Annotated in this window: 20 protein-coding genes; 3 read left to right on the top strand and 17 right to left on the bottom strand. The window is 59.9% G+C overall.

What is annotated here, in order from left to right:
* Positions 1-16: 16 nt before the first annotated feature.
* From ACR0KJ_RS03515 to ACR0KJ_RS03505, 3 genes are read right to left on the bottom strand one after another with little or no spacing between them, the layout of a single operon-like run.
* A complete protein-coding gene (locus ACR0KJ_RS03515; protein WP_480625983.1) occupies positions 17-1,366 on the bottom strand; it encodes a cytochrome P450 in 1,350 nt (449 codons plus the stop codon).
* Positions 1,363-2,565, bottom strand: coding sequence for a hypothetical protein (locus ACR0KJ_RS03510; RefSeq protein WP_480625982.1), 1,203 nt, complete (start codon positions 2,563-2,565; stop codon positions 1,363-1,365). Before ACR0KJ_RS03510 ends, ACR0KJ_RS03515 begins: the two co-directional genes overlap by 4 nt.
* A 55-nt stretch (positions 2,566-2,620) precedes the next feature.
* On the bottom strand, positions 2,621-3,373 hold the full coding sequence (locus tag ACR0KJ_RS03505) for a cytochrome c biogenesis protein CcdA (RefSeq protein ID WP_170450844.1): 753 nt from the start codon (positions 3,371-3,373) through the stop codon (positions 2,621-2,623).
* 113 nt (positions 3,374-3,486) lie between these two features.
* On the opposite strand from ACR0KJ_RS03505, the gene ACR0KJ_RS03500 reads away from it, so the two are divergent.
* On the top strand, positions 3,487-3,720 hold the full coding sequence (locus ACR0KJ_RS03500; RefSeq protein ID WP_170450846.1) for a sulfurtransferase TusA family protein: 234 nt from the start codon (positions 3,487-3,489) through the stop codon (positions 3,718-3,720).
* A 50-nt stretch (positions 3,721-3,770) separates the two neighbouring features.
* Here the strand turns inward: ACR0KJ_RS03500 and ACR0KJ_RS03495 are convergent, their stop codons facing one another.
* The 6 genes from ACR0KJ_RS03495 to purC all read right to left on the bottom strand — a co-directional run bounded on the left by ACR0KJ_RS03495 (position 3,771) and on the right by purC (position 12,208).
* A complete protein-coding gene (locus ACR0KJ_RS03495; protein ID WP_480625981.1) occupies positions 3,771-6,584 on the bottom strand; it encodes an Rne/Rng family ribonuclease in 2,814 nt (937 codons plus the stop codon).
* 518 nt (positions 6,585-7,102) lie between these two features.
* On the bottom strand, positions 7,103-8,437 hold the full coding sequence (locus ACR0KJ_RS03490) for a sigma-54-dependent transcriptional regulator (protein WP_170450850.1): 1,335 nt from the start codon (positions 8,435-8,437) through the stop codon (positions 7,103-7,105).
* Positions 8,438-8,448: 11 nt separating this feature from the next.
* Positions 8,449-10,227 (bottom strand): sensor histidine kinase, encoded by a 1,779-nt coding sequence (locus tag ACR0KJ_RS03485; protein WP_480625980.1) that lies wholly within the window; start codon positions 10,225-10,227, stop codon positions 8,449-8,451.
* Between the two features lie 36 nt (positions 10,228-10,263).
* Entirely contained in the window at positions 10,264-10,932 is a 669-nt protein-coding gene (gene purQ, locus ACR0KJ_RS03480; protein WP_170450854.1) for a phosphoribosylformylglycinamidine synthase subunit PurQ, read from the bottom strand.
* A 25-nt stretch (positions 10,933-10,957) separates the two neighbouring features.
* The gene (purS, locus tag ACR0KJ_RS03475) at positions 10,958-11,188 is read right to left on the bottom strand and encodes a phosphoribosylformylglycinamidine synthase subunit PurS (protein ID WP_117872765.1); all 231 of its coding nucleotides are present in this window, start codon (positions 11,186-11,188) and stop codon (positions 10,958-10,960) included.
* A 264-nt stretch (positions 11,189-11,452) separates the two neighbouring features.
* Positions 11,453-12,208 carry a phosphoribosylaminoimidazolesuccinocarboxamide synthase gene (gene purC / locus ACR0KJ_RS03470; protein WP_170450855.1) on the bottom strand — a complete coding sequence of 252 codons (756 nt, stop codon included), beginning with the start codon at positions 12,206-12,208 and terminating at the stop codon, positions 11,453-11,455.
* Between the two features lie 187 nt (positions 12,209-12,395).
* Here purC and ACR0KJ_RS03465 point away from each other — a divergent pair, with 187 nt between their 5' ends.
* A complete protein-coding gene (locus ACR0KJ_RS03465; RefSeq protein WP_170450857.1) occupies positions 12,396-12,716 on the top strand; it encodes a DUF1476 domain-containing protein in 321 nt (106 codons plus the stop codon).
* 125 nt (positions 12,717-12,841) lie between these two features.
* Entirely contained in the window at positions 12,842-13,858 is a 1,017-nt protein-coding gene (gene bmt, locus ACR0KJ_RS03460; protein ID WP_480625979.1) for a betaine--homocysteine S-methyltransferase, read from the top strand.
* Positions 13,859-13,864: 6 nt separating this feature from the next.
* On the opposite strand, the gene ACR0KJ_RS03455 is transcribed toward bmt, so the two are convergent.
* The 8 genes from ACR0KJ_RS03455 to ACR0KJ_RS03420 all read right to left on the bottom strand — a co-directional run bounded on the left by ACR0KJ_RS03455 (position 13,865) and on the right by ACR0KJ_RS03420 (position 20,924).
* Positions 13,865-14,641 carry an enoyl-CoA hydratase-related protein gene (locus tag ACR0KJ_RS03455; protein ID WP_170450861.1) on the bottom strand — a complete coding sequence of 259 codons (777 nt, stop codon included), beginning with the start codon at positions 14,639-14,641 and terminating at the stop codon, positions 13,865-13,867.
* A gap of 73 nt (positions 14,642-14,714) precedes the next feature.
* Entirely contained in the window at positions 14,715-15,170 is a 456-nt protein-coding gene (locus tag ACR0KJ_RS03450) for a cytochrome c-type biogenesis protein (RefSeq protein ID WP_170450864.1), read from the bottom strand.
* Positions 15,167-17,131, bottom strand: a complete 1,965-nt coding sequence (locus ACR0KJ_RS03445) for a heme lyase CcmF/NrfE family subunit (protein ID WP_170622285.1) — start codon at positions 17,129-17,131, stop codon at positions 15,167-15,169. The genes ACR0KJ_RS03450 and ACR0KJ_RS03445 overlap by 4 nt, the downstream gene beginning before the upstream one ends.
* Positions 17,132-17,206: 75 nt before the next feature.
* Positions 17,207-17,785, bottom strand: a complete 579-nt coding sequence (locus ACR0KJ_RS03440) for a holin family protein (protein ID WP_170450866.1) — start codon at positions 17,783-17,785, stop codon at positions 17,207-17,209.
* Positions 17,776-18,387: a holin-associated N-acetylmuramidase gene (locus tag ACR0KJ_RS03435; RefSeq protein WP_170450868.1), complete on the bottom strand. Its 612-nt coding sequence runs from the start codon at positions 18,385-18,387 to the stop codon at positions 17,776-17,778. The genes ACR0KJ_RS03440 and ACR0KJ_RS03435 overlap by 10 nt, the downstream gene beginning before the upstream one ends.
* Positions 18,388-18,537: 150 nt before the next feature.
* Positions 18,538-18,984 carry a cytochrome c maturation protein CcmE gene (ccmE, locus tag ACR0KJ_RS03430; RefSeq protein ID WP_480625978.1) on the bottom strand — a complete coding sequence of 149 codons (447 nt, stop codon included), beginning with the start codon at positions 18,982-18,984 and terminating at the stop codon, positions 18,538-18,540.
* Between the two features lie 7 nt (positions 18,985-18,991).
* Complete coding sequence (gene argC / locus ACR0KJ_RS03425) at positions 18,992-20,020, bottom strand: N-acetyl-gamma-glutamyl-phosphate reductase (RefSeq protein WP_170450872.1); 1,029 nt, start codon at positions 20,018-20,020, stop codon at positions 18,992-18,994.
* Between the two features lie 94 nt (positions 20,021-20,114).
* Entirely contained in the window at positions 20,115-20,924 is an 810-nt protein-coding gene (locus tag ACR0KJ_RS03420; RefSeq protein ID WP_480625977.1) for a glutamate racemase, read from the bottom strand.
* Position 20,925: the final 1 nt, after the last annotated feature.

Raw genomic sequence — 20,925 nt, 5'->3', positions numbered from 1 at the left:
GGGCGATGATAGTTTGTTAGCGCTCAACCACGCGCAACCAAATGCCGTCTTTCGATCTGACGGTCAGATGGGCCACCGGAACCGGTGTTTTTTCGGCGATTGTTTCGAATCTGAACCTGCGCAATAGCGTGGAAAGGATCAACGGCCCCTCGACCATCGCAAACCCCGCCCCGGTACAGACACGCGGGCCAGTGGAGAACGGGATATAGGCGTCGCGCTGACAGGACTTGCCATTTTCGGTGTGCCAGCGTGCCGGATCGAATGCGTCGGGGTTATCCCACAACCGTTCTTGGCGGTGCAGATGCCACGGGCTGATAACGATCTGGGACCCCTTCGGCACTTCGCGATTGCGAAATCTTTCAGGGCAAGAGGCTTGCCGCACCATCATCGGCACCGGCGGGTACAGCCGCAATGCCTCGCGAAACACATCACGGCTGAGCTTCAGCTTGGACATGACGGCGAAGGAGGGGACGTCCAACGCCTCGGCCTCTTGCGCGACTTTCTCCTGCCACTCAGGGTACAGCGCCATCAGGTACAACGTCCACGCAAGCGCCGAGGCGCTGGTTTCATGGCCCGCCAGAAAGAAGATCGCGACCTGATCGATCATCTCTTCGGTGTCAAAACACGCACCGGTTTCGGGATCAGGCGTCGTCATGATCTTGGTTGCCAGATCATCCGGGGCCTCGCCTTGGGCAATCGCCACGGCCCGCTCGGACGTGAGTCTGGCGATAAGGTCGCGGATTTCCCGAGCCGTCTGACGGGTGCGTTTCGAATGCAACCGGGGCAACCAGCGTGGCAGCGGCACAAAGGCCGCCAGATTCAGCAACGGTTGTTCGCGCTGATAGGTTCGGAACTTACGAAACACCTCGGCGGCGATCTCATGCTCGATCGGTACGGAAAACAGCGTCCGAAAGATCACATCGGCAGCGGCGTGGCTGGTCACCTCTTCGCATTCGACCTCAGCCCCGGCCTGACCGCGCAGCCGTTCAACGCAGGCGTCGGCGGCGGCCAGCATGGCGGGAAACGTGTCTTTCAGACGTCCGCCCTCGAAAGCGGGGTCAATGATGCGGCGCTGGCGTTTCCAGACGTCGCCATTGGTCAGGAAGACCGAATTGCCCAACAATGGGCGCAGCCCTTCGCTGATACGGCTGGACTTAGGAAAGTCGTCGGGGCGCTTTTTCAGAACGGTGTCAATCAGGTCCGGCTGATTAATCATGTAGGACCGGAAGAAAGGCGTTCGAAACTCGGCCATCCAGGCGCGGTACAACCGCTCGGGCTGCGCGGACAGCAGATCGCGGCGGAACAGTTTGAGATAGCGCCACAGCGAAACACGATCAGGACGAGAGCGCGGCTTTGGAGGGGTCATGCTTCGACACTCGTATGTTTCGAAACCGCGGTCTCGATGCGGGTTTTGGACGGGGTTCGCCCTTTGAACCGTGCACCCAGTGTCTGGGGCCCCGCCGTGATGCGGAAGTAGTCATAGGTTCCGGGTTGGTCAAAAGCGCAAAGGTATTGAAAATGCAGCCGGAAGAATTTCCAACGCAATTCCCCCCAGCGCTGCGGCGTCAGTGTCTGAGTGAACGCCGCAGACAGGACCAGCGGCCAGATCTTGTCCGGCCCGGCCACCCCGCTAACCGCAACCGGATCGCAAAGCGCAAAGGAGCACCCATCGCCCGGCGCCGAAACATCGACCCAAGTCAAAGCCTTTTGCGACGACAGAAACCGCAGATCACCCCGCAGTTTTGTGGCCTGGGGCAGAAACGAGACCATCGGAACCACCTGCCCGAGCGTCAAAAAGGACAGAACCGGGCGGTTCGGCAGATCGCCGCGCGCGCGGATCAAATCGGCCAGAACAGACACGCCCAGATGCGCGCCAGAGCTGTGGCCGACGACCAGAACCTCATCCACATCTGCATCCAACGCGGCATCAATCAGGTGCACAAACTCATCCAGACGATCCTGCAGCCCAGCGGGTGTTTCCCCGTTCAGTTGTGCGGAATAGGCGTAGTCGTGCATGAGGTAGTAGGCGAACAGCCGGTTGTCGATCTTTCGAAACCATTGAAGCAGCAGGTAAGCTAAAGCCAATGAGGGCAACAGACCCCACCAACTCAGATTAGCCACCGCAACCGCCACGACGATCATCGCAGCCGCCAATTGCAGTAAGAGCATGCCAACCGGATACAGCGCCGCGATCACCGGCCCTTTCCGCAACTGACTGAGCCGTTTCAGCGTGCCGGTTGAGATATAGGTACACGCTGTGCGCCCGAGTTGAAGATAGGTCGCCAAAATCGACCCGGACATGCTGTCGCGCACGATGTCGGACCAGACGAGAACGTCTATGTCCGTCTGGACCTCCATGCCATCCTGAACCGATGTCACCTGCCAGCCAAATGGTCCTTCGACAGGTTTGGGAGACATAGCAATCCTATAGCCCGAAATCTCGGCCTGCGTCTGCGACTCGGTCCGATATAGCTCACGGTACCGGCGCGCCGGAATCGGGTCGTAGCCGGGGATGTAGAACACCCGGCGTTTACGCACCTGAGGCTGATTTGTGTGACTGCTCATGGCCTTACCTTCTACTGCGCAGGTTAACGCAGCATTGCGGCCAAGGTAAGGTGGATCAGCCCAGAACCGCCAGTGCCGGGAAGGTTTCCAGCAGCCACCAGCTGAATTCGGTGAAAAGGCCGGTGATCAGCATGATCCCAACAAACAGCAGCAGACCGCCCATCACCTTCTCAATCGTGCCCATGTATGGCTTGATCCGGTTCATTACACTCATCGAGCGGTTCAGGAACATCGCCGCCAGCAGGAACGGAATGCCCAGACCCGCAGCATAAACACCCAGCAACAACGTGCCGCGCGCAACCGATGCCTCTGACGCCGCCAGGGACAAGATGGCCCCCAATTGCGGGCCGATGCAGGGCGTCCAGCCAAAGGCAAAGGCAAGACCAAGGATATAAGCGCCGAACACCGAGCCTCCGGAATCACCGGTTTCAACCCGCGCCTCGCGGTCCAGCAGCGGAATGCGGAAGACGTTCAGAAAGTGCAGGCCAAAGACGATAACCACCGCACCCGAGAGCTTGGCAAACAGCACCTGATTCTTCAGCACAAACGCCCCAAACGCCGAGGCGGTAAAGCCCAGCAGCAGAAAGACGGTCGACAGGCCCAGAACAAAGAACAGCGCCGACAGGGTCGCCTTGCGCCGCGCGCGTGCCTCATCCTGCATCTCATTGATGGTCACGCCGCTCATATATGCCAGATAGGGCGGCACAATCGGCAGAACGCAGGGCGACAGAAAACTGATCAACCCACCGATCATGGCGATGAACATGGCGGGCAGCAGCCCCGCGTCGATGATATCAATTCCGAACATGACTAAGCACATATGGTATCAGGTGGATTTCGTCACGGGGCCATTCAGTCACATCCTCGTGGTCGTATGTTGCATGCTGGACAGCGTCGCCCGTTGGAAATATCTCAATCAACATGACTGACGAACCCGAGATACTCGACGCGCTAGGGCTTTTGTGCCCCCTGCCCGTTCTGAAAGCCCGTAAGCGGCTGAAATCCCTGCCTGCCGGGGGGCTTTTGCGTGTGCTGGCGGATGACCCGGCCGCAATCGTCGATGTTCCACATTTCTGCATGGAAAGCGGCCATAACTTGCTGTCGCAGGAAGAAGAGAACGGCCATCAGGTGTATCTGATCCAAAAATCAGCCTGATCGGATCGAGCCAAAGAAAAAGGCGGGCACCTGGCCCGCCTTTCTTTTGTCTACTGGCCCAAGGACCACCATCCGCGCCGTTTTGGCTTGGGCGGTTCGCTGGGCTTTTCGGGCTCTTCCGCCACCGTTTCCAAGACCGGCTCTGTTGCGGTTTCTTCTGCAACCGGCTCGGCAGGCGTGTCTTCGACGACGGGTTCGGCTGCAACCTCTTTCGCCTCAGCAGGGTCTTCCTGAGCGTCTGCGGCTTCGATTGGCTCTTCCACCGACTCAGCGACTTCTACAGCCTCGGCCTGAACCTCTTCGGGCTCAGACATCGCAGGGGTTTCGGCTTCCGCAGCAACCTCTTCGGCCTCGGGTTCAGCAACAGGCTCAGCGGGGGCTTCCTCAGTCACCGCTTCCGGGTCACCGGTCTCTGCCTCAGCTTCGGCCGCAACCGGTTCCGCATCCTTCTTTTTACGGCGCGGTGCTCGGCGGCGTTTTGGCTTCGCAGGCTTGTCCTCATCCTCGGACGCGTCGGCACCCTCTTGGGGCTTGGCATCGTCAGAGGCATCCTCGTCAGAACCGGCCTCTTCGCTCACGGCGTCAGAATCCGTCCCGGCGTCTTGCTGTTCAGCCGCATTGCCACCCTTCTTCCGACGGCGACGGCGACGCTTGCGCTTGGGCTTGGTCTCTTCCTCGGCCTGAACCGTTTCCTCTTCCGCCTCATCCTCATCGGTCGCATCGACCAGATCCATCAGCGAGGCATCCGCAGAAACAACAGGCGCGGTCGCCTCGGGCACGATCCGGCTTGCGGTCTTGAACTTCTCCATCGAGAAATCAGGGCTGACCAGATGCAGATCGCCTTCGACCCGTACCGACAGACCATAGCGCGCCTCGATCTGGGCGATATGCTCACGCTTCTGGTTCATCAGGAAATTGGCGATGCTGACCGGGCAACGCACCAACACCTCGCGCGAGCGACGGCGGGTGCCTTCCTCTTCGATCTGACGCAGGATCGACAGCGCCATATTGTCGTCCGAGCGGATCAGGCCGGTGCCATGACAGGCCGGGCACGGCTGCGTGGTCGCTTCCAGCATACCGGGGCGCAGGCGCTGGCGGCTCATCTCTAGCAGGCCAAAGCCCGAGATGCGGCCAACCTGAATGCGCGCACGGTCGGTTTTCAGCTTGTCTTTCAGGCGCTTCTCAACAGCGGTGTTGTTCTTGCGCTCGTCCATATCGATAAAGTCGATGACGATCAGACCGGCAAGGTCCCGCAGACGCAACTGCCGCGCCACTTCCTCAGCCGCCTCAAGGTTGGTCTTGAGCGCCGTTTCCTCGATCGAGCCTTCCTTGGTGGCCCGGCCTGAGTTCACGTCGATCGCCACCAGCGCCTCGGTCACGCCGATCACGATATAGCCACCGGATTTCAGCTGCACAGTCGGGTTGAACATCCCCGCCAGATAGCTTTCCACCTGATAGCGCGCGAACAGCGGCAGCGCGTCCTCATACCGTTTCACGTTTTTGGCGTGGGACGGCATGATCATCTTCATGAAGTCCTTGGCGATGCGATAGCCGCCCTCGCCTTCGACCAGAACCTCATCGATATCGCGATTATAAAGATCGCGGATCGACCGTTTGATCAGATCGCCTTCCTCGTAGATTTTCGCGGGCGCGATGGATTCCAACGTCAGCTCGCGGATCTGCTCCCACAGACGCTGGAGGTATTCATAGTCGCGCTTGATCTCGGATTTGGTGCGTTTGGCCCCGGCGGTCCGAATGATCAGGCCCGCGCCGGTCGGTACGTCGATCTCGGCTGCGATCTCTTTCAGCTTCTTGCGGTCGGGGGCATTGGTGATCTTGCGGCTGATCCCTCCACCGCGCGCGGTGTTTGGCATCAGAACGCAGTAGCGCCCGGCAAGCGACAGATATGTGGTCAGCGCAGCACCCTTGTTGCCGCGTTCTTCCTTGACGACCTGCACCAGCAGAACCTGGCGCACCTTGATGACTTCCTGAATCTTGTAGCGACGCGGCCGCGGCTTGCGCGGAGGGCGAATATCCTCGCTGTCATCTTCATCCGCAACCGATTCAATCGAAGCATCCTTGGCAGTTGCATCCGATGGTGCGTTACCGTCTTCGGGGTTCTCACCTTCGGCATCGGCCTTGGCTTCTTCTTCAGCCTGCTCTGGCTCGCTCACCTCGTCCGACGAGTCCGCAGCGTCCTCTGCCGAGGCGTCCACCTCTGCATCGGCCTCACCCTCTGCTCGCGTCTCAGCCGCAGAGTCAGTTTCTTCCGCGGCCTGCTCATCGGCCTCGACCGCTACATCCGCCGCGTCTTCTGCAGGCGTTTCCTCATCCGCCGGCTCTTCCACCGGAGTGTCTGCAACCAAATCAACCGGTGAGGTCCCCTCGGGCACCGCCAGTTCCGCCTCTTCCCCGTCTTCAAGATCGATGGTTTCCATGCCGCTCGGTTCGGACGACACTTCAATCGACTCGACCGCATCATCGGATTTCACATCCGCCGCCTTGGTCCGCGACCGCGACCGGCGTTTTTTCGGCTTGGCCTCTTCCGCTTCATCCCGTGCCTTCATGGCCTCGGCATAAGCGCGCTCTTCCTCCATCAGCGCCTCACGGTCGGCGACGGGGATCTGGTAGTAATCGGGATGAATCTCGGAAAATGCCAGGAACCCATGCCGGTTCCCGCCATAATCCACAAAGGCCGCCTGCAGCGACGGCTCGACCCGGGTTACTTTTGCAAGATAGATGTTGCCAGCAAGCTGGCGTTTGTTTTCGGATTCAAAATCGAACTCCTCGACCTTGTTTCCGTCGACCACCACGACGCGGGTTTCTTCCGCGTGGGTGGCATCGATAAGCATTTTCTTAGCCATGTGTCCTTGGTGCACCGCGCCAAACGCGTTGTCCTGACCCGTCCAGGCGGACAGGCGCTTTTGGGGAGGTGTCTTGTCAGGGCGATATCGGACGGCGCGCGGCAGGGTCTGGCGCTATGGCCCCCTGCCCGGTCTCTCAAACGTTGCGCGCGCGTCATCGCGGTTCTTCTCCGACAGGCGCGATTGGGATCGCTGCCTGCCCATTTATTCCTTTCACCCGACGCATCGGGCTCAGGTACTCAACTGCCCCATGGATCGGGGCACAATCGGTCTGCTTCGCGGTGAAAACAAAAGATCACCTGCTGCGACGCAGCGAAACTCAAAGATTCGGGGCTTAAAGGCGCAAAAATGGCCCGGCCCGTTCGGACACAATAAAAGCAGTCCTGTGGAAAACACAATGGGCAAACTGCATCCCGTCCATCTCAAACGCGCCGCGCCCATCTTCTTCTGTTCAAAAATACCTCGGGGGGTGAATTGAGCCTATGGCTCAAGAGGGGGGCTGGCCCCCCTCCCCGGCCTCACAAATAGTCCGACCGTTGAAGCCCGTATTTCGCCATCTTCTCATTCAACGTCCGACGCGGCAGGCACAGCTCATCCATGACCGAGGCAATAGAACCTTTATGTCGCCGCATCGTGTTGTCGATCAGCATCCGCTCGAATGCCTCGACATATTCTTTCAGCGGCTTGCCTTCGGTGGTCATCACCGGCTGCATTTCCTCGTGATCCGACATCAGCAAGGATGCAATCGTCCCCGACCCACGCCGCGATTGCAGCACGGCCCGTTCGGCGATGTTGATCAACTGACGCACATTCCCCGGCCACGGGGCCTGCAACAGCTGCGCCGCTTCCTGAGCGCTGACCTGCGGCGCATCACAGCCATATTCCTCGGCAAATTGCTCGCTGAGGCGGGTGAACAGGGTCAGAATGTCTTCGCCCCGTTGACGCAACGGCGGCATGGTGATCCGCAGCGCGGCAAGCCGATAGAACAGGTCCGGGCGCAGCACGTCTTCGCTGGTTTTTCCGGCCTCTTGCAGGTTCGAAATCGCAACGATGCGTGTTTCCGCCGGGGTGCCCTGTTCGTTCATCACGCTCAGCAAACGCGCTTGCAGCGTGTCACTTAGGGCCTCCACATCCTCCAGTACCAGCGTACCACCACGGGCTTCCTCAATCGCGGGCAGTTGAGCGTCTTCGGGCATCATCGGGCCAAACAGGCGTTTGGACAGCGCCTCTTCTTCCAGCGCTGCGCAGGACACCAGAACGAACTTCTTACCCGCCCGGCTGCCAACCGCGTGCAGCGCATGGGCTACCAGCGTCTTACCCGTTCCGGTCTCGCCGTCGATCAAAACGTGACCGTCCGCCTGACCCAGATCCAGAATATCCTCGCGCAGGCGTTCCATAACCGGGCTGGCCCCGATAAGCTTGTTCATGATCTGGGTGCCGCCCGACAACTCGCGCCGCAGCGCCCGGTTGTCCAGCGTCAGACGCCGCGCATTGCTGGCGCGTTTGGCCAGTTCCGACATGCGATCCGGATTGAACGGTTTTTCAAGGAAATCGAACGCCCCAACCCGCATCGCCTCAACCGCCATGGGTACATCGCCGTGACCGGTGATCATGATCACCGGCAGAGTGCTGTCCGCCCCCATCAGCTTTTTCAAAAGCTGAATACCATCCATCCCGGGCATCTTGATATCCGAGATCACAATGCCCGGATAGTCCGGCCCCAGCACCTTCAGCGCATCTTCGGCGCTGGCAAAGGTTTCGGTGTCATATCCGGACAATGCCAGCCATTGGCTGATCGACTGGCGCATGTCCTGTTCATCATCCACAATGGCGATCTTCATGGCCTGTGCCATAGTCTTCCCTTTTATTCTGCGGCCTCAAGGCCGTCGCTTCCCAGTATCGGCAATTGCATTTCGAACACCGCGCCGCCGTGTTGTCCGTTGCGCGCGGTTAGCCGTCCACCATGGTCGTTCACGATCCCGGACGAGATGGCAAGCCCCAGTCCGACGCCATCGCCGGGCTGCTTGGTGGTGTAGAAGGGCTCGAACAGGTTCTCGATATCCTCGATCCCGTAGCCATTGTCGCGCACGGTCAGCACCGCCGTATCACCCGCTGCCAGGATGATTTCCACATCCGGCTCTGCCACCGATTTGGTGGCGTCCAGCGCATTGCGCAAGAGGTTGACCATTACCTGCTCAATCCGCATCCGGTCACCCATCACCACCACAGGTTCTTCCGGCAGGATCTGAGTGATCTTCACATGTCGCTGGCGCAGTTGCGGTTCCATCATCGACAGGGACGAGGCCAGCGCTTCACCAAGATTCACAGGTGAAAACGCATCTGCCCCTTTGCGAGCGTAAGATTTCAGTTGCCGTGTGATCGCACCCATGCGCTCGATCAGCCCATCGATGCGGCCAAAGCTGGCCAGCGCCTCTTCGGGGCGGTTGCGGCGCAGCAGCAGACGCGCGCCAGCCAGATAGGTTTTCATCGCCGCCAGCGGTTGATTGAGCTCGTGGCTCACCGCCGCAGACATCTCGCCCAACGCCGCCAGTTTCGAGCTTTGGGCAAGGGTCTGCTCGGCCAAATCCAGCGTCTTTTCAACCCTTTCCCGCTCAGCGATTTCCCGCTGTAGCCTTGTGTTCAATGCGCGAAGCTCTGCCGACTCGCGCTGGAACAGGGCCATCCGCAAGGTGGCCCGACGGCTGAGCGCATAGAAGGTCAGCGCCAGAAGAATCGCAAATCCCATGATTTCCAGCGCAAGCACGCTGTTCACCCGCTCGCGCACCGACTCGTACGAGGTGAACGAGGTCATCTGCCAGCCGCGGAACGGGATGCGTTTTTCCATTCGCATCACCGCCTCACCCTGCAGGTAGGCGTCGGGCGGAAGCGCCGTCCAATCGGTCGTGGCCCGGATCGCGCGTTGAATTGCGCCCTGAGGCGGTTGGCGCAGCATCGCCGACGTCTCATCCAGACCGCGCCATTGCGGCTCGGTTGAAAGGATGATGTTGCCGGTGCTGTCGGTCACCAGAACGGCGTGCGAAATACCTGCCCAGGCCCGCTCGAATTTCTGCAAATCGACCTCGACCACGATCACGCCGAGGATTTCGGCCGCACCTTGAATTCGGCGCGAATAGACAAAGCTGTAGCCGCCGGATTCCCTTGGTATGACCGAAAACAAGGTCGAATTGGCCCGGATTGCATCCACGAAATAAGGCGCGTTTCGATGCGCCTCACCCAGTCGGTTTCGGTCGGTGGCGGCAACCGTACGCCCGTCTCCATCCAGCAGCATCAGCGACGCGGCGCCGATTTCTTCCACGAACGAAATCAGGCGTTGGGTGGACAGCGTATAATCGCTGGATTGCAACGCCGAGATCAGGGTGGGGTCGCGCGACAACAATTGCGGAACAATGGCGTTGCGGCGCAACTCGCTCAGCAAGTTGCCGGAATCAAGCGCCAGCCGCAGTTCGGCGCTGTTTCGGGTGTCTTCGGTGAAGCGGTCGGTCAGCAGACGGTTGGTGATCCAGACCGTTGCTACCGTGACCAAAAGCAGCAGGATGATGGCCAGACGCAGCCGCCACCCCAGAGGTGCCCCGCGAAAGGGTCGTGCCAGTTTGGACCAGCCTGTGCGAACCTCGGTACTCATACCCAGAAGGTACGCGCGCTAGGGCCCAACCTCAAGTCACGCCGGAGCGAGCACGCCCGACAATGCGCGGAACAATGCCGTACCATCGGTGCCGCCGTGACCTTCATCCGCGGCCCGTTCCGGGTGCGGCATCATCCCGAGAACACGACGGTTTTCCGACAAAATACCAGCAATATCCCCGACCGAGCCGTTCGGGTTCTCGGTATAGGTGAACGCTATCCGGTCCTGATCGCGCAGCGTGGACAATGTGGCATCATCCGCGAAATAGTTGCCGTCGTGATGCGCAATCGGAATGCCAATCACGTCGCCAGCATTGTAGCCTTCGGTAAAGGCGCTGTTGCTGGTTTCGACCTTCAGGCCGACAGTTCTGCAGATGTATTTCAGCCCCGCATTACGCAACAGCGCGCCCGGCAGGATACCGGTCTCGGTCAGGATCTGAAAGCCGTTGCAGATACCCACGGCATAGCCGCCACGCTCGGTATGTTCGACAACCGCCTTGCAGATCGGGGATTGGGCCGCAATCGCGCCACACCGCAGGTAGTCGCCATAGGAAAAGCCGCCCGGAACGCCGACGATGTCGATCCCGTCCGGCAATGCCGCATCCTTGTGCCAGACCATATCGACCTGAAAACCGGCCTGTTCGAAAGCCACGGCAAGGTCCCGGTCGCAGTTCGAGCCGGGGAATACGATGACGGCAGCACGCATGGCAGACCCTCCTTTGCGGGTAATATCAGACCAGTTCGATCTCGTAGCGTTCGATGACCGTATTGGCCAACAGCTTCTCGCACATCTCGGTCACGTCAGCCTCGGTCGCGCCGTCTGCCAGCTCAAGGTCGATCACCTTGCCCTGGCGCACACCTTCGACCTGATCAAAGCCCATGGCGCCCAATGCGTGCCGCACAGCCTCGCCCTGCGGGTCCAGCACCCCGTTCTTGAGCATCACATGCACCCGTGCTTTCATTTTCGCAACTCCACCTGCGGGCCGCGCGTCAGGGCCCATTTCGTTGCGCGGGGGATAGCGTGGTTGCGGCCTTGGGACAACCCTGTTTGCACCGCAGTTTGACGCAGGTCGTTTTCTGGCCGCCACCGACGGGCATGTGCGACAAAGCCAGGCAATTCGGCGGCTCTGAATCCGCAAAGGGCGGTCACACTGGACGGGCTTTCAATCCCAACAAAAAAGCGCCACCGGATTCGCGGTAGCGCTTTGTTTCATCAGCCAAAGGGATCAGTTGATCAACGTTGGCTTGGTCACGTTGCTTTTCGGCAGCACACCCAGACGACGTGCAACTTCCGAATAGGCGTCGGTCAGATTGCCCAAATCACGGCGGAATACGTCCTTGTCCAGCTTCTGACCGGTTTCAATATCCCACAACCGGCAGCTATCGGGGCTGATTTCATCGGCCACGATCAAGCGCTGGTAATCGCCATCGAAAACGCGCCCGATTTCGATCTTGAAGTCGATCAGGCGAATTCCGACAGCCAGCATCAGGCCGCTCATGAAATCATTGACCCGCAGCGCAAGGCTTAGAATATCGTCCATGTCCTGCTGGCTGGCCCACCCGAAGGCGGCGATATGTTCCTCGGTGACCAGCGGATCGCCCAGCGAGTCATCCTTGTAGCAATACTCGACAATCGGGCGCGGCAACTGCGTGCCTTCGGCAATGCCCAGACGTTTGGACATCGTCCCTGCGGCATAGTTCCGGACGATCACTTCCAGCGGCACAATCTCGCAATTGCGCACCAGTTGCTCGCGCATGTTCAGGCGGCGGATGAAATGCGTGGGCACGCCGATCTGGTTCAGACCGTTCATGAAGAACTCGGACAGGCGGTTGTTCAACACGCCCTTGCCATCGATCACGTCCTTCTTTTCCGCATTGAACGCGGTGGCGTCATCCTTGAAATACTGCACAATCGTGCCCGGCTCGGGGCCTTCATACAGAATCTTGGCTTTGCCTTCGTAGATTTTCTTGCGACGCGCCATAAGCGACCTTTCCAGACTGATCAGAGGGATCGAGTCCCCTCACGTTGGCGTCCTCATAGTCCAAGCCCCCTCTTCCCGCAAGTTTACAGACCAGCGAGACTTTGACACAGCGCAAATACCTTGCACCGATGGTCCCGTATGGTCATATCATCAATGCAGACATCCTAACCCAAGAGGCCCCTGTCCCATGACCACTTTTGACGAGCGTGAAGCTGCGTTTGAATCGAAATTTGCACATGACGAAAAGATGCAGTTCATCGCCCGGATGCGCCGCAACCGGTTTATGGCTGTCTGGGCCTCGACCCTGAAGGGCGAGACCGTTGAACAGGCGCGCAAATACGGGCAGGAACTGGTGCACACGGACCTGCAGAATGTAAGCGAGGATGACGTGGTCAACGCGGTCAAAGGCTATCTGGGTGATCTGGCGGATGAAGCCAAAATCCGTTCAAAGATGGTCGAGCTGCTGGTCGAGGCCAAAGAACAGGTCATGGCCGAGGCCGATATCTGACCCTTCTCACAGAATTGCTCATGATCTTCATGAGTAATATGAATTTGATTTGACGCCCCTGTCATGAGACACGGGGCGTCTCTTTTTTCTTACAGGCGCATTACGCCTTGCTTCGGAATACCCCAATGACAAACGCGCTGACTGAACTTCTGAACACCGCCGATGCCATTCTGGCAGACGGCGCGACCGGCACCAATCTGTTCAATATGGGCCTGCAATCCGGCGATGCGCCCGAGCTTTGGAACGTTGACGCGCCGGACAAGATCAGGGCGCTGTATCAGGGTTCGGTCGATGCGGGCAGCGATCTGTTTCTGACCAACACCTTTGGTGGCACGGCCGCACGGCTGAAACTGCATGACGCACAGAATCGCGTGGGTGAGCTGAACCGCATCGGGGCCGAACTGGGCCGTGAAGTGGCGGACAAGGCCGGGCGCACCGTGATCGTGGCCGGGTCCGTCGGCCCGACCGGTGAGATCATGGAGCCTGTCGGCAGCCTGTCCCATGCGGAAGCGGTCGAGATGTTTCACGAACAGGCCGAGGCGCTGAAAGAAGGTGGCGCTGACGTCTTGTGGCTGGAAACCATCAGCGCGCCCGAGGAATTCCGCGCCGCCGCCGAGGCGTTTACACTGGCCGACATGCCCTGGTGTGGCACCATGAGCTTTGACACCGCCGGGCGCACCATGATGGGCGTGACCTCTTCCGATCTGGCCCTGCTGGTCGAGACCCTGCCCAACCCGCCAGTGGCCTTTGGCGCGAATTGCGGTACAGGCGCGTCGGACATTCTGCGCACGGTTCTGGGCTTTGCGGCTCAGGGCACCGAACGCCCGCTGATTTCCAAAGGCAATGCGGGTATTCCGAAATATGTGGATGGCCACATCCACTATGACGGTACGCCTGATCTGATGGCGCAATACGCCGTGATGGCCCGCGATGCCGGGGCCACCATCATCGGTGGCTGCTGTGGTACCATGCCCGCGCATCTGGAAAAGATGCGCCGCGCTTTGGACACCACGCCGCGCACGGAACGTCCAACGCTGGATCAGATCGCAGACGCGTTGGGGCCGTTCACGTCGGCCTCGGACGGCACGGGCGAGGATGCGGCAGCGCCGGAACGGCGCACGCGCCGTCGCCGCCGCGCCTGATTGCGATCAGCGCCCCTCGAATTTGGCGGGGCGCTTTTCCAGAAAGGCCACAACACCTTCGGCAAAGTCGCGCGAACGTCCGCATTCGCCCTGCAAATGCGCCTCGGTCGTCAACTGCTGCGTCAGCGTGTTTTCGTATGTTCCGCGCAGGGCCTGTTTCATCGCTGCAAAGCCTGCGGTCGGGCCGTTGGCCAGATAGGTGGCCCGCTTGCGCCAATGCGCGGCAAAATCCTCATCCGCGACCGCTTCCCAGATCAAACCCCAGTCATCCGCCTGACGGGCGCCGATTTTCTCGGCAAACAGCGACGCCCCCATCGCCTTGGCCAGCCCCATCTGACGCGGCATGAACCAGGTTCCGCCCGCATCCGGCAACAGTCCGATCAGGGCAAAAGCCTGCAGGAAATACGCACTTTCGGTTGCGATCACCACATCGGCACACAGCGCCAGATTCGCCCCCGCCCCGGCAGCCGGGCCGTTCACGGCGGCGATGGTCGGAACCGGGCAGTCATGGATGGTTTCAAGCATCGGCTGATACTCATCACGCAGGGACCGTTCGAGATCGATCTTCCCGGTCGATGACGCATCGCCCAGATCCTGCCCCGAGCAAAACGCCCCACCGGCTCCGGTCAGCACGACACAGCGCGCGTGGCGAGCGGCGTGTTTCATGGCATGGGTGATTTCCGCGCGCATCTGCGTGGTCAGAGCGTTCATCTTGTCCGGACGGTTGAATGTCAGAACGGCAAGCCCGTCCGTGATGTCCAACAGGATCGTTTCATAATCCATGCAAAGCCTCCCCTGGCGACAGTTTCAGCGAACCCTGACGTATTCGCAGGACAAGGGGAAGTGGAACCGCGCGTCAATCTTCCAGAATCTGACGCAGCCGTTCCTTTTCTTCGTCGCTGAGCGTATCCGTCTCGCCCGCCGCCTGAACTTTGGAACGGTTTCGAACAAAGTTCCACCCCATGCCAGCCGCAACCAGCAGCATCAGCGGACCGGCCAGCCACAGCATCAGGTTGGATCCCGTAACTTTCGGTTTCAGCAACACATATTCGCCATAGCGATCGACGATAAAGGAAATCGCCTGCTCGTCTGTATCCCCCGCGACCAGCCGTTCCCGCAGCAACAGGCGCAAATCGCGGGCGAGGTCCGCGTTGCTTTCATCGATGCTTTCATTTCGGCACACCAGACAGCGCAACCCCGTGCTAAGGTCACGCGCGCGCTGTTCCAGAACCGGATCGTCCAGAACCTCGTCAGGCTGCACGGCAAATCCGGGCGTCGCCAGCAGCATCAGGATCAAGATCAGGCGCTTCATTCCGCAGGTACTCCGGCCGAGGGGGTCTTGCGCGCGCCAGCAGCAACCCGGAAACGACGGTCACACAGGCTGAGAACACCACCCAGCGCCATCAGGATACATCCCGCCCAGATCCAGTTGGCAAAAGGTTTGACATAGGTCCGCATCACCCAGCCCCCATCGGCCTGTTGATCGCCAATCACCACATAAAGATCACGCAGAACCCGGTAGTCAATCGCCGCCTCGGTGGTGGGCATGCGCGCCACCGGATAGTCTCGTTTCTCTGGGTGCAAAGTGCCAATCACCCGATCACCGGATTCAACCAGAACATCGGCCGTGGTCGAAAAATAGTTCGGTCCCTGCACGCGTCGCACGTCTTCCAGCGTCAGGGTAAACTGCCCCACCTCGAACGGCTGACCGGGTTGGGCGACCCGAATATCCTCAACCTCCCACGCGGTCAGACCGGCGATGGCGAAGATGGTGACGCCCAGCCCGGTATGGGCCACGGCCTTGCCCCAATCGGCCCCCGGCAGGCGAAACAGCCGTTTCAGATTTCCTTTTCGGCCCGTACGGCTCCACAGATCAATAATCGCGCCGAGCGTGATCCAGGCCCCAAGGAACAGCCCCACCGGACCCAGCGCGCTGCGCCCGGTCTGCATTGCCCAAACCAACAGCCCCAAGGCCACGGCCAGCAGAAAGGCATAGCGCAGAGACCATGCCGTCTTGCCCAGCTTGCCCCGTTTCCAAGGAAGCATCGCACCAATGGGCAGAACGAGACCCAGCAGCACCATGAACGGCGTGAAGGCGACATTGAAAAACGGCGGCCCGACCGAGAGTTTCCGGTCAAACATCATCTCGGCCACCATCGGCCACATGGTCCCGGCGAATACGACAAAGCAGCTGACGGCCAGAAGAACGTTATTCACCACCAGCGCGCTTTCACGGCTGACAACACCAAAGACGCCCTTAGCCTCCATCGCCTGCGCGCGCGCCGCAAACAGGGTCAGTGCGCCGCCGATGAAGAAAACAAGGATCATCAGGATGAACACGCCGCGCTCGGGATCCGTTGCAAAGGCGTGCACCGAGGTCAGTAGGCCCGAGCGGACAATGAACGTCCCGATCAGCGAGAACCCAAAGGCGATGATCGCCAGCAAGATGGTCCAGCTTTTTAACGCTTCGCGCTTTTCAACCACAATGGCCGAATGCAACAGCGCCGCCGCCAGCAACCACGGCATGAACGAGGCATTCTCGACCGGGTCCCAGAACCAGAACCCACCCCAGCCAAGCTCGTAATACGCCCACCACGATCCCAGCGCGATACCGATGGTCAAAAAGACCCAGGCCGCCAGAGTCCACGGACGTACCCACCGCCCCCAGGCCGCATCAACCCGCCCCTCGATCAGCGCGGCGACGGCAAAGCTGAAGGCCATGCTAAGGCCCACATAGCCGAGGTACAGAAACGGCGGGTGAAACGCCAAACCGGGGTCCTGCAGCAGCGGGTTCAGGTCGCGCCCATCAAAGGGCGCAACGGCAAGCCGGTCGAACGGGTTCGAAGTGAACAGGATAAAGGCAAAAAACGCCACCGCCACGGCCGATTGCACAGCCAGCACCCGTGCCTTCAACGTCGGCGGCAAGCCACCCCCAAACACCGCTGCCATGGCACCAAACAGAGTCACGATCAGCACCCATAGCAGCATCGACCCTTCGTGGTTCCCCCATGTCCCGCTGATCTTGTAGATCATCGGTTTCGCAGAGTGACTGTTTTCAACCACGATCCGCAGCGAGAAATCCGAGCTTGTGAACGCCCAGACCAAGGCCCCAAATGAAAATGCGGTCAGCAGGAACTGTGAAATCGCGGCAGGTTCCGCAAATATCATCCACCCGGTCCACCGCTTGGCAGCGCCGACAAGGGGCACCACGCTTTGCACGATGGCGATCAGAAAGGCTAGAATTAGGGCGAAGTGACCAAGCTCTGTAATCATGCCCATGGATATACTCCGCGGGCTTCCTGATCGCCAATCACTTTCGCCCATTTTAGGCGCACATAGTGTCGCGGTTCAGGCGCTGCGCAACCGTTTCCAATCGACCAATGCAGGATTGGGATCGGAGCGCATCACCTCAAGCTGCAACCCGGCATCCGGGCCGGTATCGGCAACGCCCGGGCTGTCACTGCGCAACTCCCTCAGCGCGCGCAGATTGTCCATGACCTGCGGGGCCCGCAACATGGTCTGAGATATCTCACGCTGCAGATCCTGCGCCTTGGCCTGATGCCGCGCACCGAAATAGAACGACACGATGACACCCAGCAACCACCACAAAGGTTCAGGCACCAGTGCGATCCCCTGCATCCGCGCGGCAAACCACAATGGGTCGATCATCGCCGCCGCAAACAGGCCCAGCGTTCCCAACGCCAGCGCCGGGCGCGGTACGCGGTTCAGCCCGTCCATAAACCGATCAAACGCACCTTTGCGCGGCACTTGAAACTCGGCCCGGAATTGCGCCATCGCCTGCCCTTGCACGGCCAGCGCCCGCCTGGCCCCTTCTTCGGAGTTTTCTCTGAATATTTCCGCAGTTTCACGCACCACGTTGCGCCCGCCGCCGAACAGAAAACCCAATAACCCCGTAATCAACCCCATACCGCAACTCTCCTTTGAAACTCAACGTCGCCCATGTGGTATTTGGGCGAAATGAACTCCTCGGCCCGCCTGATCCATCCGCCTTTCCCACCGGCACGGCTGCGGGCGTATTTTCGCGTTGCGGGGCGTCGATCCGCCAACCGGAAATAATAGTTTCGGCGCGCCACGCCATATGCATCCCGAAGGGCAACAGCGTCAGGGCGCAACGCCTCTTCACAGGCGCGTTCCGTCTGCGGCCCAATGACCCCATCAACCGCCACATCAAAGCCCATCTCGCGCAATAACCGCTGAAGGATTCGAACCGCCTGCGCACCCGCGTTGACATACATGTCAAACACCGTCGCGTGCAGAATATCGGGCAAAGCGGCAATGCGTGGCTTCTCAAAATAGTGCCGCACGAAAATATCGACCGCCTGCCCACGGCTCAGCACCCGGACATCAGCGGTGTCGACCTGCCCATCGCCGTTCAAATCCAACCCAAGCCTGCGCATGGTGTGAATGGTGACGCCAAACTTCGTGGCCCCGCCCGGATCGTCCGGGTCGTCCACAAATCCGCCTTCCCGCGCTACGATCTCTGCCGCTATCTGTCGAACCGTCTGCATATCTTCCCCTGACCAATCTGCCGGGCAAAACGGTCACGCAAGACAGTTTACATCCCCAAACGAAACAGGGCGCTGCCGCCTGATACGCGCAACGCCCCTGCTTCTTCTGTTCAAAAATACCTCCGCCGGAGGCACGCAGCGCAGCTGCGTTCAGCTTTCCTCAGGCCCCTTGTAGACGCCTTGTTCTTTCAAAGCATCCATCACTTCCTTCGGCATATAAGTCTCATCGTGTTTCGCAAGTATTTCAGTGGCTTCAAAGACACCGTTCACGTAACTTCCGGTCCCCACCATGCCCTGATTTTCAGAAAACAGATCCGGCAGAACACCGGTAAACGCCACCTGCACGCTTTCGCCGCCATCGGTCACAACAAAACGCACAGTCTCGCCCTGCCCGCGAATGATCGAGCCTTCCTCGACCAGGCCACCGATACGAAACACCTCGGTCGGTGCGGGCGGTTCCGCGATCACCTGACTGGGCGAGCGGAAAAAGTTGATGCCGTCGCGCGTTGCGTACCCAATCAACGCCGTCGACGCCACAAGGGCGACAACGGCCACCAGAATGATCTGAACTCGACGACGTTTCTTGAGCGTTTTCATACCGTCCTCACGGGAATAGAGGGGCCATCATCAGCCCCCGGGTTTCATCCTCACCTAACATCAGGTTGGCGTTCTGCAAGGCTTGCCCACTGCTACCTTTTGTCAGGTTATCCAGCGCAGCGACCACAATCGCGCGCCGTTCGATCCGGTCAGCCACCACACCGATATGGCAGAAGTTCGAGCCCCGCACATGGTGGGTCGACGGGGCTTCGCCCATTGGCAGCATCTGAATGAACGGCTCGCCTTCATAGGCCTTGGCCAGCGTCTCATAGATGCTCTGCGGATCGCCCTTTACATAGGTCGTCGCCAGAATTCCGCGGTTCGCCGGGATCAGATGGGGGGTGAATTGCACATGGACCGTGCGCCCGGCGAGTTTCGAGAATTCCTGATCAAACTCACCCAGATGCCGGTGCGTACCGCCAATGGCATAGGCGTTATACCCCTCGCTCAACTCGGCGTGCAGCAGGTTCTCTTTCAAAGACCGCCCCGCACCCGAGACTGCGCATTTCAAGTCCAGCACGATATCGTCCAGATCGATCACACCGGCCGAGATCAACGGCCGCAGCACATACTGCCCCGTCGCCGCGTTGCACCCCGTGCCCGCCACCAGCCGAGCGGTGCGGATCTCGTCCCGGTAGAACTCGGTCAGGCCATAGACAGCCTCTTCCTGCTGCTCCAACGCGCTGTGCGGATTGCCGTACCATTTTTCGTACTCATCCGCGTCCCGCAGCCGGAAATCTGCGGACAGGTCGATGATTTTCAGGGTCTTCGGCAGATCCCGGATCACGTCCTGACTGGTTTTGTGTGGCAAAGCGCAGAAACACAGATCGATCCGAGAGAAGTCAATTTCCGAAATCTTGCACAGATCCGGCAGATCCATATGGCGCAGATGCGGGAAGACCTGCGCCATGCTCATGCCTGCCTTACGCTCGGCCGCCAGCGCGACGATCTCCATGTTCGGGTGCTCGGCGATCAGCCGCACCAGTTCGGCGCCGGTATAACCGGATGCGCCCAGAATTGCGATTTTGTGGGTCATGTCAGACCTCTTCTTTCCATGTGTCACATTTCATGACCGCCGATGTGACGGTCTTGGATTTAGAAAATTGGAAGGGGCGCGTCCTTGACCTAAATCAGGCCGCCTCGAACGAGATTTGTCGTCGGAGGAATTGTGTCGCCCGATCGCTGACAAAACCCGGTTTGCCGGTGGTCAGGAATCCGCTGGTGCCGTCGCCCAGCATATTGGGGTGGCGTTGCAGGTAGTCCGCCAGGCTTGCGGCAACCAGATCGCCCTGGCTGAAGACCTGAACATCCGGTCCCAACGCGGCCTGAAAGGTCTCGGCCATCAACGGGTAATGGGTGCAGCCCAGAATCGCGGCCTGAGGGTCGGGCATTTTCCGTTTCAACGCATCCACATGGCTGCGGACCAATGCCTCGGCCAGAATCATGTCGCCATCTTCAATGGCATCGACCACACCACCGCAGGCCTGCGCCTCGACATCGACGCCAATCGCGCGGAACGCCAGTTCCCGCTGAAAGGCCCGGCTGGATACGGTGGCAGGTGTGGCAAACAGGGCAACGTGCTTCACCGCAACCTCGCGCGGGGGTGAGTTATCGCCCCACTGCCGTTCGGTCAGAGCTTCGATTAGAGGAACGAAAACGCCCAGAACCCGCTTACCCTCGGGCACACCCGCTTCCTGCATCCGCCGCAGCGCAGCGGCGCTGGCGGTATTGCAGGCCAGAATCACCAGATTGCAGCCGCGATCCCACAGATCGTGCACCGACTTGCGGGTCAGCTGATAGATATCTTCGGCGTCGCGCACACCGTAAGGCGCGTGTGCACTGTCCGCAAAATACAGGAAATCAACGTCCGGCAGGTGTTTCTGCGCGGCGTTCAGGACGGTCAGACCGCCCAAACCGGAATCAAAGATGCCTACTGCCATT

It is taken from the genome of Ruegeria sp. AD6, from assembly GCF_056542325.1.
This window is presented reverse-complemented; position numbering and strand designations above follow the sequence as displayed.